Genomic DNA, 16,479 nt, shown 5'->3' on the forward strand with positions numbered 1-16,479 from the left:
GTACACAATGAAATTTACTGATGGTCTCTGGCTGGTTCGTGAAGGTATCACGATTAACGGCGCAGTTCAAAATTATGTTGTAGAAAAGACTCCCGAAGGATTAACAGCAATTACACAAACGACTCCAATCACAGGGCGCGCAGCAACGCTGAATTCAACCCTGCTTACTGTAAAATTCCATTCTCCGCTTCCAGGCGTGGTAGGCATTAAAATTATTCATCATGATGGTGTACAGGAACGTGGTCCGGTTTTCGAACTGACTAAAGGTACTGGCGATCATGTGAAGATTGAAGAAACGGATCTCGAAACCGTGCTGATCAGCGGCGGACTTCGTGTAGTGATTCGCAAAGGCGAACAATGGGCGGTGGATTTCTATCGCGGCGAAGAACGTATTACAGGCAGTGGCTTTAAATCCATGGCTTACATCACCGACCAAGACGGTAACACGTACATGCGTGATGAGCTGGATCTCGGCGTAGGCGAATTCGTATATGGTCTGGGCGAACGTTTTACCGCTTTCGTGAAAAATGGACAAACCGTTGATATCTGGAACAAAGACGGCGGCACTAGCTCTGAGCAAGCTTACAAAAACATTCCTTTCTACGTATCAAGCAAAGGTTATGGCGTATTCGTGAATCATCCGGAATTGGTTTCCTATGAAATCGCTTCAGAAAAAGTGAAAAAAGCCCAATTCAGCGTAGCTGGAGAAAGCTTGGAATACTTTGTGATTGATGGACCTACCATTAAAGACGTTATTAGCAACTATACTGCTCTTACTGGTAAACCAGCGCTTCCACCAGCATGGACTTTTGGCTTGTGGCTGACAACTTCGTTCACTACCAACTATGATGAAGAGACTGTAAATTCCTTCGTAGAAGGTATGGCAGAACGTGATCTGCCGCTGCATGTATTCCACTTTGACTGCTTCTGGATGCGTGAGTATCAATGGACTGATTTTGAATGGGATAAACGTGTATTCCCAGATCCAGAGGGCATGCTGAAACGCCTGAAGGAAAAAGGTCTGAAGATCTGCGTATGGATCAACTCTTATATTGGTCAACGTTCACGCTTGTTTGAAGAAGGCAAGAAAAACGGCTACCTGATCAAAAAGCCTAACGGCGATGTTTATCAATGTGACCTGTGGCAAGCGGGTATGGGACTGGTGGATTTCACTAACCCTGCGGCTTGTGAATGGTATGCCGGCTACCTGCGTGATTTGGTAGATATGGGCGTAGACAGCTTCAAGACAGACTTCGGTGAGCGGATTCCTACAGATGTAGTTTATTTCGACGGATCTGATCCGATGAAAATGCACAACTACTACACTCAACTGTACAACAAAGTTGTATTTGAAGTATTGGAAGAGAAGCTTGGTAAGAATGAGGCAGCATTGTTCGCACGTTCTGCAACTGCTGGCGGCCAACAATTCCCAGTTCACTGGGGCGGAGATTGCTACGCAGATTATGAATCCATGGCAGAAAGCCTTCGCGGCGGTTTGTCTCTGGGCTTGTCCGGTTTCGGTTTCTGGAGTCACGATATCGGTGGTTTCGAGAACACTGCTCCGGCACATGTATTTAAACGCTGGTTAGCTTTTGGACTGTTGTCCAGCCACAGCCGTCTGCACGGCAGCACTTCGTACCGTGTGCCTTGGGCGTACGATGATGAAGCTTGTGATGTTACCCGCTTCTTCACGAAGCTTAAATGCAGCTTGATGCCTTACCTGTATGATGTGGCTGGGCAGGCTGCAGAGCATGGCTGGGCTTCTATGCGGGCGATGGTTATGGAATTCCCGGAAGATCCAACATGCGAAGTGCTCGATCGCCAATACATGCTGGGTGATTCCTTGCTCGTAGCGCCTATTTTCCAAGAAAACGGCGAAGTGAAATACTATCTGCCAGCAGGTCGCTGGACTCACCTGTTATCTGGTGAAACTGTACAAGGCGGATCATGGCGCAAAGAGAAATATGATTTCTTCAGCCTGCCACTGTTCGTTCGTCAGAACTCCTTGCTGGCAATCGGCAGCATCGACAACAAACCGGATTATGACTTTGCGGATGGCGTGAAATTTGGCCTGTATTCACTTGAAGAAGGTACTACTACTTCTGCAACCGTACGTGATCTTAAAGGTGCTCCTGAATTGACTGTGAAGGCTGCCCGCAAAGGCAACAGCGTAACAGTTACTGCAGAAGGCAGCGGTAAAGAATTTTCGCTTTCCCTTAAAGATCTGGGAGCTATCGCTTCCGTAGAAGGTGCAGAGCAAGTGGATGAGACTACAGTGAAAGTAAACGCAGGTGCAAAATCTGTATCGTTTACCATTACACTGAAATAAGATGATTTCTTAAAGCATATTGATATAGCCATAACCTCTCTTGTAGACTGGGTGAACGATCCGTTCCCTGGTTTATAGGAGAGGTTTTAGTGTTACAATCTTAACTAATAACGGGGGAAACGTTATGAATACTAATTTAATTAAGGGAAGTGGAGTTTTGAATCAGACGGACTATACCTCTGCTACGGTTCTTTCAACCGCCGCTAATTTTATTATGAATAGGCAAGAACCTTTTACACATACCTTTCGGACTTATATTCGTTTACGGGAAAACGGCCCGGTGCAGCTGAAATTTTGGCATAGCAATGCGGTGGATTCCACCTGGGACCAAGGGCTTGAAGCTTCGGGCAGTGAACCTGGGGGCAGTTGGGTGATTGAATCGGCTTTTATCGCGGATGGAGGCACTGAGCCAAACGGAGCTATTATTGAGCATACACAACATGCTGTCACTTTTGAAGGCAATGTCTCCAAGTCAGTTGCGGCCGGTGAATGCTTCTGGAGTGATGAGACAAGCATCAATCTACCTGATGGCCATTACTTAGCGTTTACATGGACGATTAAGACAACTACTGCGGGCAAATCCATTCCTTTCAACGTAGAAGGGATGCTGGCAACCGCTTATGATGCGCCCGGAAATCTGGCTGCACAGGAATCAGCCGATGGGTTTACAGAATCTGACAATCTTTTGGTACTGCCAAGCTATATCGGATATAAGAAAGCTGTGAATAAGAAGCTAGTATTTTTGGGAGATTCGATTACTCAAGGTGTGCGGACATTAAAGGACGGATACGAATATTGGGCAGCGAGAATTGCGGATGGTCTTGGTGCAGAGATTGGTGTATGGAATCTCGGCTCAGGCTGGGCTAGAGCGTATGATGTAGCTGCGGATGGCCCTTGGCTTCACAAAGCTAAACAGAGTGATGAACTGATGATTGTCCTCGGCGTAAATGATATTGATATTGGCTGCCGCTCTGCAGATGAGTTACTTGGTGATCTGACAACTATTATTGCTAAGATCAAAACAGCAAATGCTGATGCTAGTATTATTCTAAGTACGGTGCCGCCGTTTAATTTTCAGGAGGCAAGAGAAGAGACTTGGCGTAGAGTGAATCATGAAATCCTGACTAACCCACCCGCTGGAGTAGACCGTGTGTTTGATATAGCAAGCCTATTATCGTTGCCTGCACCAGACGATCACCGGATCAGACCGGAATATATGAGTGGACAAGACGACCCGCATCCGAACGGCATAGCCGGTAAGACGGTTGCGGACGCCTTTTTAAACTGGTATTGATTAACTCTTAAATGTGTCCCGGTAGTCCTTAGGTGAAGATCCAACCTGCTTCTTAAACACTTTGCTGAAATATTTAACATCATGAAAACCGACCATTTCGGAGATTTGGGCCAGCTTCAGACGAGGATTCTGCAATAGTAGTTTAGCTTTATCTATTCGGATATTAACAATAAAGTCGGAGAAGTTAATCCCGTATTCCTGTTTGAATCGGCGGGAAATATATTCACGGCTAACAAAAAACTTTCCGGCCACTTCCTGTAAGGACAGGTCGGAAGCGTAATTAAGCTCGATGTATTTGACGATATCATGCATCGGATTACGTTCTTTAGCTTGTTTCAGGGCGATTACTTCGGCCAGCTCCTGCATTAGGGTATACGACCAGTCACGCCAAGCGAATAAGGAGAACGAGTAACCGTTCGTATAAGGAGCTGGGTGAAGCTGGTCGGCCTGTTCAAGCTCGGCCAGTGCGCCTTCAGCTTCAGGGCCTAACATTTCCCGTACCAGCTGGGAACGAAATAGTAGAGCATCATTTTTCCATGAGTTTAGGATTTCTGGTGTCACAACTCCTCCTCGGCTAAGCTCATCTACCCAGTGCTGCGCAGCTGTTGATAATATCTCTGGACTTCCGCTGATGACTGCCATTTTCCAATCTTCCTTGACGTCAGCAAAGTTCGTTGTTGATACATTACCGCGAACCTCTGCTTTGGCGATCTCTTTACGATCTCTGAATTCTTCGGAGGAAGAGGAGAAATGGCAGTAATCCTCATGAATTAATAAGTTTCGGCGTTGTAAGGCCTCTGCCACCTCTGCACGCTGATAAGGTAACTGCTTAGGTAAGTTGCCGATGCTGCTGATTCCAAAATGCATTCGGACCTGCAAGGTAGAGTAGATGCCATGATTGATTCTGCCTATTAGCTCGACCACAGAGGGTTGAATATCCCACAGAATAATCGCAATCTCCGGAGGACCTCCCCAATAACGAAAAGCAACACCCTTAAGCGGACTGTGCAAAAATTCATTACAAATATTGACGATAGCGTAGTTCATTAGCTCGGTGTCTCCGCCAAAACGTTTAATCAACGGATTGTTACCCGCATCTGTCTGCACCAATATTAACCGAGCGGAATGGATGTTTTCCGGAATGATACCATCACTGCATAACCTCCGCAAAGATAAATCAGAATTGATCGGATCATCAATTAGTGCAGATAATAGCTTTTCCCCATAAATGGGCTTGAACTCATTAAGCTGAATACTCTGTTTCTGCCGTTCGCTTCGGTCGTCTTCTTCTGAGCGCCAGGCTGCAACTGCTTTAGCTACCGCTACATTGATTGCCTCGGCTTCGATAGGTTTCAGGATATAATCAATACCCCCATGCCGCACAGTCTGCCGTACGAACTCAAAATCATTATGTCCGCTGACTACAATAAACTTAGTGTTGCCGGCGAATTCGTTCACCCAGGTCATTAACTCTATCCCATTACCTGATTCCATCATCATATCCATAATGACTAATGCTGGTTTAGCCTGCCGGATGATCTCGATGGCTTCATTTCCATTTCCGGCTTCCAGAATTTCATCTATTTGATGGGCGTCCCAGTCGACAAGCAGTCTGACTGCCTTTCTAACTCTTGCCTCGTCATCAACAATCAACGCCTTCATATCTTTTCACGCTCCGCTATAATTTCAATTTCCAATTTCACTACTACTCCGCCTGCTCTAAGGTTATCCACAGTTAAAGTGGCACTATCTCCGCACACAAACTTGAGTCGAGCCAGAACGTTCGGCAGACCAATACCTGATCCTGTAGCTTCCTTGGTTTGCTCTGTATTTCTTAATAAATCTATATCTGTTCTAGTAGGATGCTGTAGCTTCTGCTTTAAAAGATCTAACTTCGCTGAAGGGATCGCATTTCCGTTATTTTGGATACAGATTTCCATCCGGTTGTCATCCACTCTTGCTGCGGTGATTTCAATGAATCCGTCACTGCGGGAAAGATTAAAGCCGTGTTTGAAATAATTTTCTACAATAGGCTGTAAAATCATTTTCGGCATAAACGTCTCTAAAAGTGATTCCTCCATATCGTAGCGGAAACTGAACTTATTTTCAAAACGTTCCTTTTGCAGTTCAATGTAGGCTTTGACATGATCCAGCTCATCCTTAACAGTTACGATCTTCTCCTCATTGTACATGCTGTAGCGCATCATTTTGGCTAGAGCTGAAAGAAGTGAGTAAATTTGGGGCACTTTAAGCTCTAAGGCCAGCGTGCCAATGATCTGTAACGTGTTATTCAGAAAATGCGGGTTGATTTGTGCCTGCAGTGCCCGCAGTTCATTGGTCTTATTGGACAATTCCAGCTTGTACTCTCTTAAAATCAGGTTGTTGATCGTGTCCATCATACTGCGGAATCGCTCGGTAACCACGCCAATCTCATCTTTGCCCATAGGTTGAATTTCAACATCAAGATTACCGGTCTGCACCTGATTCATGTAACGAGTCAACTGCTTGATAGGAGCCGTGATTCGAAAAGAGATCAGGGTCGTTAACGTGGCAATTGTAATCAAAAGTAGAACAAGGAGGAATATATTAATCGCTGCCGCCTCATTGGCTTCCCGGAAAAGATAGGACGTAGGAATCTGCTTCACGAGGGTCCAATTTAAACCTTGGGTTTCGATTCTTTGGTAAATAAACACAGCATCTTCCTCTTCAAAATACCCTTGCGAGCTTTGATTCGTGGCGATTTGCTTGTTATACCAAGAAGCGTGTAGGCGCTTGCCGTATTCCTCACTGTTGCTTCCGTATACAATCCTGCCATCGCCATCCAGCAGCCAAATGTTCTCCTGCTTCTGATCATATAACTGGCTGACGATGTCGGTAAGAGCCGTTAGCTTAACATCGATCGACAGGAAGCCGAGTGGGGTGGTAGTGGGAATCCTTTCAATTCGTCTATGCAATGTGAACACAGGCTCCGGTATGAGTTGCGGGATAGGTGAAGTTAGGCCATAGCTGTGACTTATATGTGTACTTTGTATAAACACAGGAGAACTGCTAGTGATCTCTGAGTCGGCATAAGGGGGGATACCCTGCCAACGTTTGGGTGTATTTTGGGTGAGCAAAGTGGCTTTTCTATCCTTGACACCGTAAAGATACACCTGGGATATATCTGGCATGGATGAAGAAATGTAATTTAGAGAAGAATAAATTCGTGTATTTGCTGCCATATCCTCGTATCCCGCTTCGAGCAATCTGTAGAAATCTGAATCTGAATAGACGATAAGGGAGAGACGATTGATCTCCTGAATCAGACTTTCGATGTTTCTATTGCCTTGAAAGAGGAGGTTCGTATTCTCATCTACTGCCCTTGTTCTTAGGGATTGAGTGCTATAGTGATAGCTAATAAACATGGTGGCCATAATACAGATTAACGTTGGCAGTAGGATAAAAACGATCAATTTTGTGCGAATCGTGTTCCATTTCATCGAAATTTGTCACATCCGATCAATATTTTACACCTGAAAGATCACTTTAGTAGGTGTGAGGTACCCTGAAAAAAACAGATAATATGTGTATAAAGCATAAACAAGTAAGTGAGCAAAAGAAAGGGGGGGGCAATAAATGCGCGGCACTAAGTTGTCCCAGTTAGGTCAACAGCTTTTTTTCGTTGGTCCGGCAGTTTTGTTTTTTACCTTAATAACGATTATCCCATTTTTGATGGGGATGTATTACTCTTTCACAGATTGGAACGGTGTATCCGGTAATGTAAGTTGGGTCGGATTTCAAAACTTTTCCACTATTTTCTCAAATGACCCTGACTTCTGGTCTTCCTTTTGGTTCACGGTAAGATTTACGGTGTTAGGTGTGATTTTGACTAACGTGGTAGGCTTCTTCTTAGCTTATCTGTTAACTAAACCTTTAAAGACACGTAACATGCTTCGGACTATTTTCTTTATGCCGAACGTTATCGGGGGATTGTTGCTTGGTTTCATCTGGCAATTTATCTTCATTAAAGGGTTCGCCACTATGGGTGACCTGACAGGATGGTCCTTCTTTAATCTTCCTTGGCTCGGTGATGCCACAACAGGATTCTGGGCGATTGTAATGGTCTTTGTTTGGCAGTCTTCCGGTTATCTAATGGTTATCTACATTGCCTCGTTGAGTAACGTATCTAAAGAAGTACTAGAAGCGGCTGATATTGATGGTGCTTCCCGTTGGCAGGTGCTACGCAATATCGTAGTTCCGCTAATTATGCCTGCTGTAACTATCGGATTATTCTTGGCCATTTCCTGGTCATTCAAAATGTTTGACCTTAACTTGTCCTTGACGAAGGGCGGACCGTTCAAATCGACGGAATCCGTTGCTATGAATATTTACAATGAAGCTTTCCTGAACAATCGTTACGGGCTGGGTACTGCAAAAGCGCTGCTGTTCTTTGTAATTGTAGCCATCATTACTCTGATTCAGGTCCGTATCACGAAGAGCAAGGAGGTTGAAGCGTAATGAAACCTACGGAAAAAAAGAGATGGAATATTGGTACGGAAGTGATAATGATCCTTCTGGCGCTGCTCTTTCTCTCTCCATTCTATTTCTTGCTCGCAAACTCGGTGAAATCCTTCGGTGAAATTCTGAGTGATGCGGCAAGCTGGCCAAAACTATTTATGTGGTCGAACTATTCAACCGCTTGGAAATTAGCCCGTTTCGGTGAAGCATTCCGAAACTCGGTTATTATCACAGTGATCAGTGTTATTCTAATCTCTCTGTTCAGTGCGATGGCATCCTATCGTATGGTTCGGGCGAATACGAAATTCAATCAGTTCTTGCTGCTTATCTTTGTAGCAGCAATGGTAGTTCCGTTCCAAACGATTATGATTCCTATTCTGAAGGTCGTAAATGTTATTGGAGTAAACAACTCTTTCCTTGGTTTGATTATCACGAATCTAGGAATCAGTGTTCCGATGGCGATCTTCCTGTTCCACGGCTTTATCAAGTCCGTTCCTCTTGAAATTGAAGAGGCGGCTACAGTAGATGGATGTAATCCTATTACCGTGTTCTTCCGTATTGTGCTTCCTTTGCTGAAGCCAATGGTGATGACAACAATCGTGCTAAACGCACTTGGAATATGGAATGACTATCTGTTGCCATCCTTGATTCTTCAGGCACCAGAGCTTCGGACCATTCCACTAGCGACTTTCTCCTTCTTTGGTCAATATACCAAACAATGGGATATGGCACTTCCGGCTCTCGTAATCGGGGTCGCACCAATTATCATTTTCTACCTGTTTATGCAACGTTACATTGTTGAGGGAATAGCGGCTGGCTCGGTGAAAGGTTAACACCGAGCCCTCCGTTCCAAATATTTTTTAAGCAGTCCACTATTTTAAGGGGGAATATATAATGAAGAAGAAACACTCCGCAGTTGCTCTATCAGCAGTAATGGCAATGAGTTTAGCTCTAACGGCATGTGGTGGTAATAATAACGCTTCTAGTAACTCACAAAATGGAAGCGCTGGCACAAATTCAGGTGAAGTGAAGACCGTTAAGATCTTCCAATTCAAAACTGAAATCGTAGAAGGCCTCAATGAGCTTAAGGTAGAATTCGAAAAAGAATACCCTAACATCAAGCTGGATATCCAAACAGTTGGTGGTGGTGCGGACTACGCAGCAGCATTGAAAACTAAATTCGCTTCCGGCGATGCGCCTGATATTTTCTCCAATGGTGGATATGCAGAAATGGAACTTTGGGGAGACAAGATGGAAGATCTGTCCGACCAACCTTGGGTAAAAGATCTGATTCCTATGGCTGCAGAGCCTATGACTAAAGATGGCAAAGTATACGGTATGGCAATGAACCTTGAGGGTATCGGTATTGTGTATAACAAGGACTTGTTCGCTAAAGCGGGAATCACTGAAACTCCAAAAACATTGTCACAGCTTGAAGAAGCGGCTAAAAAGCTGCAAGCTATCGACGTAACTCCTTTTGGTAATGCATATCAGGAATGGTGGCTGCTAGGTAACCAAGGGATCAGCGTAGCCTTTGCACAACAAGATAATGTAGATGAATTCATCAAAGGTTTGAATGAAGGAACTGGTACAATTGTAGGCAATAAAACGTTTGAAGAGTGGAGCAAGTATCTCAAACTGACTTTACAATACGGACAAAAGAATCCTTTGACCACAGATGCTAACACTCACCTGGCAATGTTCGCAAAAGGCGAAACTGCAATGATGCAAGAAGGTAACTGGGCACAAACTCTTGTTGATAACATCACTCCTGATATGAACATTGGTATGTTCCCTATGCCAATCAATGAAGATGCTGAGAAGAATGACAAAATGACTGTTGGTATCCCTGCGAACCTTGTAGTCAACAAAGAATCCGGTTCTAAAGAAGAAGCAAAAACGTTCTTGAACTGGTTGGTAACTTCCGATATGGGTAAAGAGTACATCGTTAAAAAATGGAAATTCATCCCTGCTTTGTCCACAATCGAAGCAACACCTGAAGACATCGGTATGCTTGGAGCAGACGTATGGAACTATGTAAAAGAAAACAAAGTTTATGGCCTGCAATCCTCAAAATTCCCTGATGGTGTAACGCAAGAATTTGCCAGCGTGATCCAACAGTTCATCGCTGACAAGGTTGACGTTAACGGCTGGATGACTGGTATGCAAGCTGCATGGGACAAGCTAAAAAAATAAGTAAAGCACATTATAGAGAAGATTTAATGGATATTAGTGGTTAACAGAAGCGCTCTCCGTATACCTCATCAATTTGAGACGGGGAGCGCTTTTTTTGGGAAACAGGGCTGAATATCAAGGGATGGGGAGAAGCGCCAATGAAACGATATGATCATGTTCAGATGGGTGTGGACTATTACCCGGAGCATTGGGATGAATCCATGTGGGAACCAGATATCAAGTTGATGAAAGAAACAGGTGTTAAAGTAGTCCGGGTTGCTGAGTTCGCATGGAGCCGACTGGAGCCAACTGAGGGGAATTACCAGTTTGAGTGGCTGGACCGTGCGCTGGACCTTTTTCATCAATATGATCTGCAGGTTGTGATGGGTACGCCAACAGCTACACCGCCAAGATGGTTAACGACGAAATTTCCGGATGTGCTTCCGGTGTTTGCTAATGGAGAGATTTTTCACCCGGGGGTACGTGGACACCGCTGCTATAACAGCACATCGCTGCGTGAGTATGGCAGCCGTATTATTCTGCGTCTTGCCGAACGTTACAGTGAACACCCGGCCGTCATAGGCTGGCAGACTGATAATGAATTTGGCATGTTGGATTGTCATTGTGACGCTTGTAATACTGCTTTTCGAGCATGGGTACAAGCTAAATACGGAACACTGGCTGAGGTCAATGCAGAATGGGGAACCGTTGTTTGGAGCGGGGAGTACAGCGATTGGAATGAGCTTACCGTGCCGTTGGGCGGATCACCTCATCAGAATCCATCTTTTCTGCTGGACTTTCAGCGGTTTCAGTGGGATTCGGTGGTAGCGTTTCAGACAGCGCAGATCAATATTTTGCGTATGATTTGTCCAGAGCATTTCATAACCCATAACTTTCACAGCTATCCGCAGCGTCTCGATATGTACGCAGTGGGTGCAGATCTGGACGTGGCTGCGTTTGATTATTATCCGAATACTTCGCCAACCAAACAAGAGACAACGCCTTATAGCGGAGCACTTTCATTGGACGTAACCCGTGGCATCAAACGCCAAAACTTCTGGATCATGGAGCAGCTGAGTGGATCTCCGGGTTGTTGGATGCCGATGTGGCGAACCCCTTATCCGGGACTGATTCGTGCCTATGCATGGCAGGCGATTGCTAGAGGTGCGGATACTGTTGTTCATTTTCGCTGGAGAAGTGCAACTTCAGGAGCAGAACAATTCTGGCACGGGCTGATTGATCACAGCAATGTTCCCGGACGCAGATTAGCGGAGTTCACGCAGCTATGTCATGAGGTTAATGGGCTGAGCGGCAAGCTCCAAGGAACGATGCTGAAAAACGAAGTGGCTATCCTCCATTCTCATGAAGAGAAGGCTGCGCTGGATATTCAGCCGCAGGCAGAGGGCTTTGATTATTATGAGAACATTAAGCAGATTCACCGGGCGGTGACCAAGCTTGGCATGGGCTGCGATGTTATCGACCTCAGACAACCGCTTGATGGATACAAAGTAGTAATCGCTCCAAATTTATATTTGCTGGATGAGGAGATCGTACGTAATCTGGAGGATTTTGCCCTCGCTGGCGGGACCTTACTGATCACCAACCGTAGTGGCGTCAAAAATATAAACAACATCGCAGTCATGCAACCGCTGCCTGGGCAGCTTAGCTATTGTACCGGCGTTGAAGTGCTGGAGTATGATCCGATTGGCGTTGAAACACATGTCATCGTGGATGCGGAGGGTAATCCATATGAATGTACGCAGTGGTGCGACATCCTCCGACCTGTAGTGGCTCAGCCAATTGCCTGGTATGGTGATGATTTCTATCGCGGCACACCCGCTATAACTGTTAATTCCTTCGGCAAAGGTCAGGTTTATTACTTTGGAACCCATGCGGAAGAGCAATACTGGTCAGTTCTATTGGAGAACCTGGCTAAGGAAAAAGGGTTGTTATGCTTTGAAGGATTGCCAAACGGAGTACATGCCTCCGTGCGGACTGGAGATCAGGGAAGCTTCTTGTTCCTGCTTAATCTGAGCCGCGAGTCGGTGATCGTTCCGTTGCCACGAGAATACAGCAGCCTGCTGGATAATAAGATTCGATCGGGAGAGCTTCAGCTCGAGCCGTATGGTGTAGAGGTGCTGGAGATTTGAGTGGTTTTGAGTAAAGAGATTTTGGAGTGGGTTTGGGAGTGTGGCAGGAGAGGGGAAAGTGTGGAGTAGGGTGAAGTGAAGGTTGGTGAAGATGGAGTGGGGGATGTGTGGAGTAGGGTGAAGTGAGGGTGGTGAAGATGGAGTGGGGAATGTGTGGAGTAGGGTGAAGTGAAGGTTGGTGAAGATGGAGTGAGGGATGTGTGGAGTAGGGTGAAGTGAGGTTGGTGAAGATGGAGTGAGGGATGTGTGGAGTAGGGTAAAGTGAGGTTGGTGAAGATGGAGTGAGGGATGTGTGGAGTAAGGGATGTGTGGAGTAAGGGAAGAGCGGTGTAGGGGAATGTGTGGGGTAGGAATAGTGAAGTAAGTGGAAGTGGGGAGTAAAAAATGAGTGGAGTAGGGCATGTAGAAACTTCAACAGAAGCACAACAGAAAATAGTTGCACTTCGTACACTTATTTGAAGCATTGGAGTACTTAATTGGTTTTAGTTGCACTTTGTGCAGCTAAAAATTGGCTAATCCCGCTGTAAGGCCATATTCCGAGAATATAGTTGCACAGAATACACTTATATGGATAATTTCTGCCGTGCAGGCTATTTTAAGTGTACAAAGTGCAATTATTTCGTCTGACTTACTCATACTGACTGAAGAGAGCTGCACAATGGAGTCCCCAACATGAGCAGATTTCCACGTGGAGTCCACCATAGCAGATTTCCACATGGAGTCCACCATGAGCAGATTCCCACATGGAGTCCAAAGCGGGCAGATTTCCACATGGAGTCCCAACATGAGCAGATTTCCACATGGAGTCCACCATGAGCAGATTTTCAAAAGGACTCCACCATGTGAAGATCTACACGATCCATCTCAGAGCTGCCGTACACTCGCAGCCAAATGCACCCAGTCAACGGACCGTACCGCACCGACTTCACCGTACCATCCAATTCTACACAATAGTAGCGCATACCATACTCTTACTACGTTCTAGCCGCATATTCCCAGCGAGCAATTTTTCCACAGTAGGCGGGGCATGTTTAATGCAGGCGTCTAAATTGCTCCGGCGTAGTCCCGGATTGCTTGCGAAATGTGGCTACATAATGGCTGACATCGCGGAAGCCGACTAGCTGGGAGATAGCTTTTACCGTAAGATCGGGTTGGCTTACGAGCATTTCTTTGCTTTTCCGGATGCGTAACCGTACGAAATAGGCATAAGGCGAGAGTCCGAAAGTTTGGACGAATAGGTTGTTAAGATAGCGCCCAGATACGCCTAGTTCATCGGCTAGATCGTTCAGTCCAAGATCAGGATCGCCATAATGGCTGTCCATCCATTTTAGCAGTGGCTGCAGCTTATCTACATTGCGGGAAATCGCCGTATTATTTTGAAGCTGGCCATATTTACTCAAAGTAAGCAAAAAACGATAAGCATCTGTGGAGGCCCCGAGACCAAACATATCCTGATAGGCATCATGACGATCCAGCATTTCCTTCAGCAAATTGGGGAGAGGCGCTTCATTTTCCCAACGGTAAAAAGAATTACTATTCATCCCAAGGGTCTCCAAAATAGAGTGTGCCGAATCGCCACCAAACGTTAGATAATAGGTACCCCAGTTTTTAGTGGAAGCCTCATAACGATGGGGTGTATAAGGAAGTAGTAATACGCCGCTGCCTTCGGGCAGGGAAAAGGTTTTATTGTCAAAATGGATGATCCCTTCACCTTCTGAGGTTTGAAGCCAATGATACGTGTCATAACCATCGGGGCGGGATACTTTTTCCTGATCATGATTGTGCCCCATACTGTCTAAAGTGATTGGCAAGTGCTGTCCACCTTCATGGACGAATACGATCCTGCGATGCATGATTTCGAACAATGTTATCCTCTCCTGTTAGTTCTATATTCTTATATGTATGAGATATTATTTTATATTTAAAGGGCAACCTTAACCATTTAGAATAGATATATAATTATACTATAAAGGGTGTGCGAAGTGTGATTAACGATAAATTACCTAAAATTTGGTACGGTGGAGACTACAATCCGGAGCAATGGGATGCGCCAGTATGGGCTGAGGATGAACGGATGTTCAAGCTGGCGGGAATTGATGTTGCCACAATTAATGTGTTTTCCTGGGCTTTAATCCAACCTTCCGAAGATACTTATGATTTCTCCTCATTGGATGAATTAATGGATAGACTATATAAAAATGGAACTTATGTATGTCTAGCTACAGGAACAGGAGCACATCCAGCTTGGATGGCTCATCGTTATCCTGAAGTGACCCGTGTCGATGTGCAGGGCAGAAAACGTAAGTTCGGCGGACGTCATAACTCCAATCCGAACAGTTCAGTTTACCGCAAGTATGCAGCGAAGCTGGCTGGTAAGCTGGCAGAACGCTACAAGGATCATCCGGCACTGGTAGCTTGGCATATTTCTAATGAATATGGTGGCTATGATTATTCCGAACAGTCCGCTGCTGCCTTCCGTGTCTGGTTGAAGGAGCGTTATGGTTCGCTGGATGCTTTGAACAAGGCTTGGAATACACGCTTTTGGGGACATACGTTTTATGATTGGGAAGAAATTGTGGTGCCAAATGAGCTGAGTGAAGAATGGAACGGTAACCGTACTAACTTCCAAGGAATCTCGTTGGACTATCGCCGTTTTATGTCTTATAGCTTGCTCGAATGTTACAAAATCGAATACGAAGCGATCAAAGAACACAGCGCCAACGTTCCTGTTACAACGAACCTGATGGGCTTTTATCCGGAGCTGGATTATTTTGAGTGGGCCAAGCATATGGATGTAATTTCTTGGGACAACTATCCTTCACTGGACACACCGGTCAGCTTTACAGCAATGACACATGACCTTATGCGTGGATTAAAAAATGGCCAACCATTCATGCTGATGGAGCAAACACCGAGCCAGCAGAACTGGCAACCGTACAACTCTTTGAAACGTCCAGGCGTTATGCGTCTATGGAGTTACCAGGCTGTGGCGCGTGGTGCAGATACTGTGTTGTTCTTCCAACTGCGTCGTTCGATAGGGGCTTGTGAAAAGTATCATGGAGCGGTAATTGAGCATGTGGGTCATGAACACACACGGGTATTCCGTGAATGTGCTGAGCTGGGTAAAGAGCTGGAGCAGCTTGGAGATCAACTACTGGATGCGCGCAGTGCAGCTAAAGTAGGGATCATCTACGATTGGGAAAATCGTTGGGCGCTGGATCTCTCAAGCGGACCGTCGGTTGCCTTGGATTACGTGAATGAAGTCCACAAATATTATGATGCGCTGTATCAGCAAAATATCGAAGCCGACATGATCGGGGTCGAAGAGAACCTGTCCAAGTATGAAATTGTTATCGCACCTGTAATGTACATGGTCAAGCCAGGTTTTGCAGAAAAGGTTGAAGCCTTTGTAAAAGCGGGCGGCACATTCATTACAACTTATTTCAGCGGTATTGTTAATGAGAACGACCTCGTGACGGTTGGAGGTTATCCAGGCGAGTTGCGTAAAGTGCTTGGAATTTGGGCAGAGGAAATCGATGCATTACTGCCAGGTATGAGCAATGAGCTCGTGCTGGATAAAACGTGGGGTAGCTTGAGTGGTTCTTATAAATGTGATCTGCTCTGCGATCTGATCCATGCCGAAGGGGCAGAAGTTTTGGCAGAGTACGGTTCTGATTTCTATAAAGGAATGCCTGCGTTGACTGTGAATAAATTTGGTGAAGGTAAAGCTTATTATGTGGCGACAAGTCCAGAAGCAGGATTCCTACAAGGATTCCTAGCGAATCTATGTGCCGAAAAGAACATTCAGCCGCTGGTAACTGCACCGGAAGGTATCGAATCTGTTCAACGTGTGAAGGATGGCGTATCTTACTTGTTCTTACTGAACCACACTGCCGGGGATTTAAGCGCGGATATTGGGGCAGCTGAGCGTACTGATCTACTGACAGGTAATGTAATCAGTGGTTCAGCAGTTGTACCGGGTCGTGGAGTATTGATTTTGTCGGACAAAAAATAGTTTATAGTATACGATTTTT

At 45.5% G+C, this 16,479-nt stretch carries 10 protein-coding genes; 7 read left to right on the forward strand and 3 right to left on the reverse strand.

The genetic code is table 11. The features are described 5' to 3' along the window. Positions 1–7: 7 nt before the first annotated feature. A complete protein-coding gene (yicI, locus tag MHH89_RS26490) occupies positions 8–2,329 on the forward strand; it encodes an alpha-xylosidase (RefSeq protein ID WP_076129610.1) in 2,322 nt (773 codons plus the stop codon). Between the two features lie 124 nt (positions 2,330–2,453). Next, positions 2,454–3,623 carry an SGNH/GDSL hydrolase family protein gene (locus MHH89_RS26495; RefSeq protein ID WP_076307168.1) on the forward strand — a complete coding sequence of 390 codons (1,170 nt, stop codon included), beginning with the start codon at positions 2,454–2,456 and terminating at the stop codon, positions 3,621–3,623. On the opposite strand, the gene MHH89_RS26500 is transcribed toward MHH89_RS26495, so the two are convergent. Both MHH89_RS26500 and MHH89_RS26505 read right to left on the reverse strand, forming a co-directional pair. Next, complete coding sequence (locus MHH89_RS26500; protein ID WP_076194392.1) at positions 3,624–5,285, reverse strand: response regulator transcription factor; 1,662 nt, start codon at positions 5,283–5,285, stop codon at positions 3,624–3,626. It abuts the gene before it with no gap. After that, on the reverse strand, positions 5,282–7,102 hold the full coding sequence (locus tag MHH89_RS26505) for a cache domain-containing sensor histidine kinase (RefSeq protein WP_076194393.1): 1,821 nt from the start codon (positions 7,100–7,102) through the stop codon (positions 5,282–5,284). Before MHH89_RS26505 ends, MHH89_RS26500 begins: the two co-directional genes overlap by 4 nt. A gap of 136 nt (positions 7,103–7,238) precedes the next feature. On the opposite strand from MHH89_RS26505, the gene MHH89_RS26510 reads away from it, so the two are divergent. The 4 genes from MHH89_RS26510 (at position 7,239) to MHH89_RS26525 (ending at position 12,445) form a co-directional block, all read left to right on the forward strand. Next, positions 7,239–8,120 (forward strand): carbohydrate ABC transporter permease, encoded by an 882-nt coding sequence (locus MHH89_RS26510; protein ID WP_036680772.1) that lies wholly within the window; start codon positions 7,239–7,241, stop codon positions 8,118–8,120. Further along, positions 8,120–8,953: a carbohydrate ABC transporter permease gene (locus MHH89_RS26515; protein WP_076307170.1), complete on the forward strand. Its 834-nt coding sequence runs from the start codon at positions 8,120–8,122 to the stop codon at positions 8,951–8,953. The genes MHH89_RS26510 and MHH89_RS26515 overlap by 1 nt, the downstream gene beginning before the upstream one ends. 61 nt (positions 8,954–9,014) lie before the next feature. After that, complete coding sequence (locus MHH89_RS26520; RefSeq protein ID WP_094902687.1) at positions 9,015–10,316, forward strand: ABC transporter substrate-binding protein; 1,302 nt, start codon at positions 9,015–9,017, stop codon at positions 10,314–10,316. Between the two features lie 137 nt (positions 10,317–10,453). After that, positions 10,454–12,445 (forward strand): beta-galactosidase, encoded by a 1,992-nt coding sequence (locus MHH89_RS26525; RefSeq protein ID WP_076310571.1) that lies wholly within the window; start codon positions 10,454–10,456, stop codon positions 12,443–12,445. A 1,031-nt stretch (positions 12,446–13,476) separates the two neighbouring features. Here MHH89_RS26525 and MHH89_RS26530 read toward each other — a convergent pair. Continuing rightward, the gene (locus MHH89_RS26530; RefSeq protein ID WP_256717561.1) at positions 13,477–14,310 is read right to left on the reverse strand and encodes an AraC family transcriptional regulator; all 834 of its coding nucleotides are present in this window, start codon (positions 14,308–14,310) and stop codon (positions 13,477–13,479) included. 119 nt (positions 14,311–14,429) lie between these two features. Here MHH89_RS26530 and MHH89_RS26535 point away from each other — a divergent pair, with 119 nt between their 5' ends. After that, positions 14,430–16,460 (forward strand): beta-galactosidase, encoded by a 2,031-nt coding sequence (locus MHH89_RS26535; RefSeq protein WP_341088551.1) that lies wholly within the window; start codon positions 14,430–14,432, stop codon positions 16,458–16,460. Positions 16,461–16,479: the final 19 nt, after the last annotated feature.

The organism is Paenibacillus sp. FSL H7-0323, from assembly GCF_038002725.1.
Classification (GTDB): Bacteria; Bacillota; Bacilli; order Paenibacillales; family Paenibacillaceae; genus Paenibacillus_AQ; species Paenibacillus_AQ odorifer.

Bases quoted from the DNA above. Each gene is read 5' to 3' on its own strand.
- yicI (WP_076129610.1), top strand. From the start codon at position 8: ATGAAATTTACTGATGGTCTCTGGCTGGTTCGTGAAGGTATCACGATT.
- MHH89_RS26495 (WP_076307168.1), top strand. From the start codon at position 2,454: ATGAATACTAATTTAATTAAGGGAAGTGGAGTTTTGAATCAGACGGAC.
- MHH89_RS26500 (WP_076194392.1), bottom strand. From the start codon at position 5,285: ATGAAGGCGTTGATTGTTGATGACGAGGCAAGAGTTAGAAAGGCAGTC.
- MHH89_RS26505 (WP_076194393.1), bottom strand. From the start codon at position 7,102: ATGAAATGGAACACGATTCGCACAAAATTGATCGTTTTTATCCTACTG.
- MHH89_RS26510 (WP_036680772.1), top strand. From the start codon at position 7,239: ATGCGCGGCACTAAGTTGTCCCAGTTAGGTCAACAGCTTTTTTTCGTT.
- MHH89_RS26515 (WP_076307170.1), top strand. From the start codon at position 8,120: ATGAAACCTACGGAAAAAAAGAGATGGAATATTGGTACGGAAGTGATA.
- MHH89_RS26520 (WP_094902687.1), top strand. From the start codon at position 9,015: ATGAAGAAGAAACACTCCGCAGTTGCTCTATCAGCAGTAATGGCAATG.
- MHH89_RS26525 (WP_076310571.1), top strand. From the start codon at position 10,454: ATGAAACGATATGATCATGTTCAGATGGGTGTGGACTATTACCCGGAG.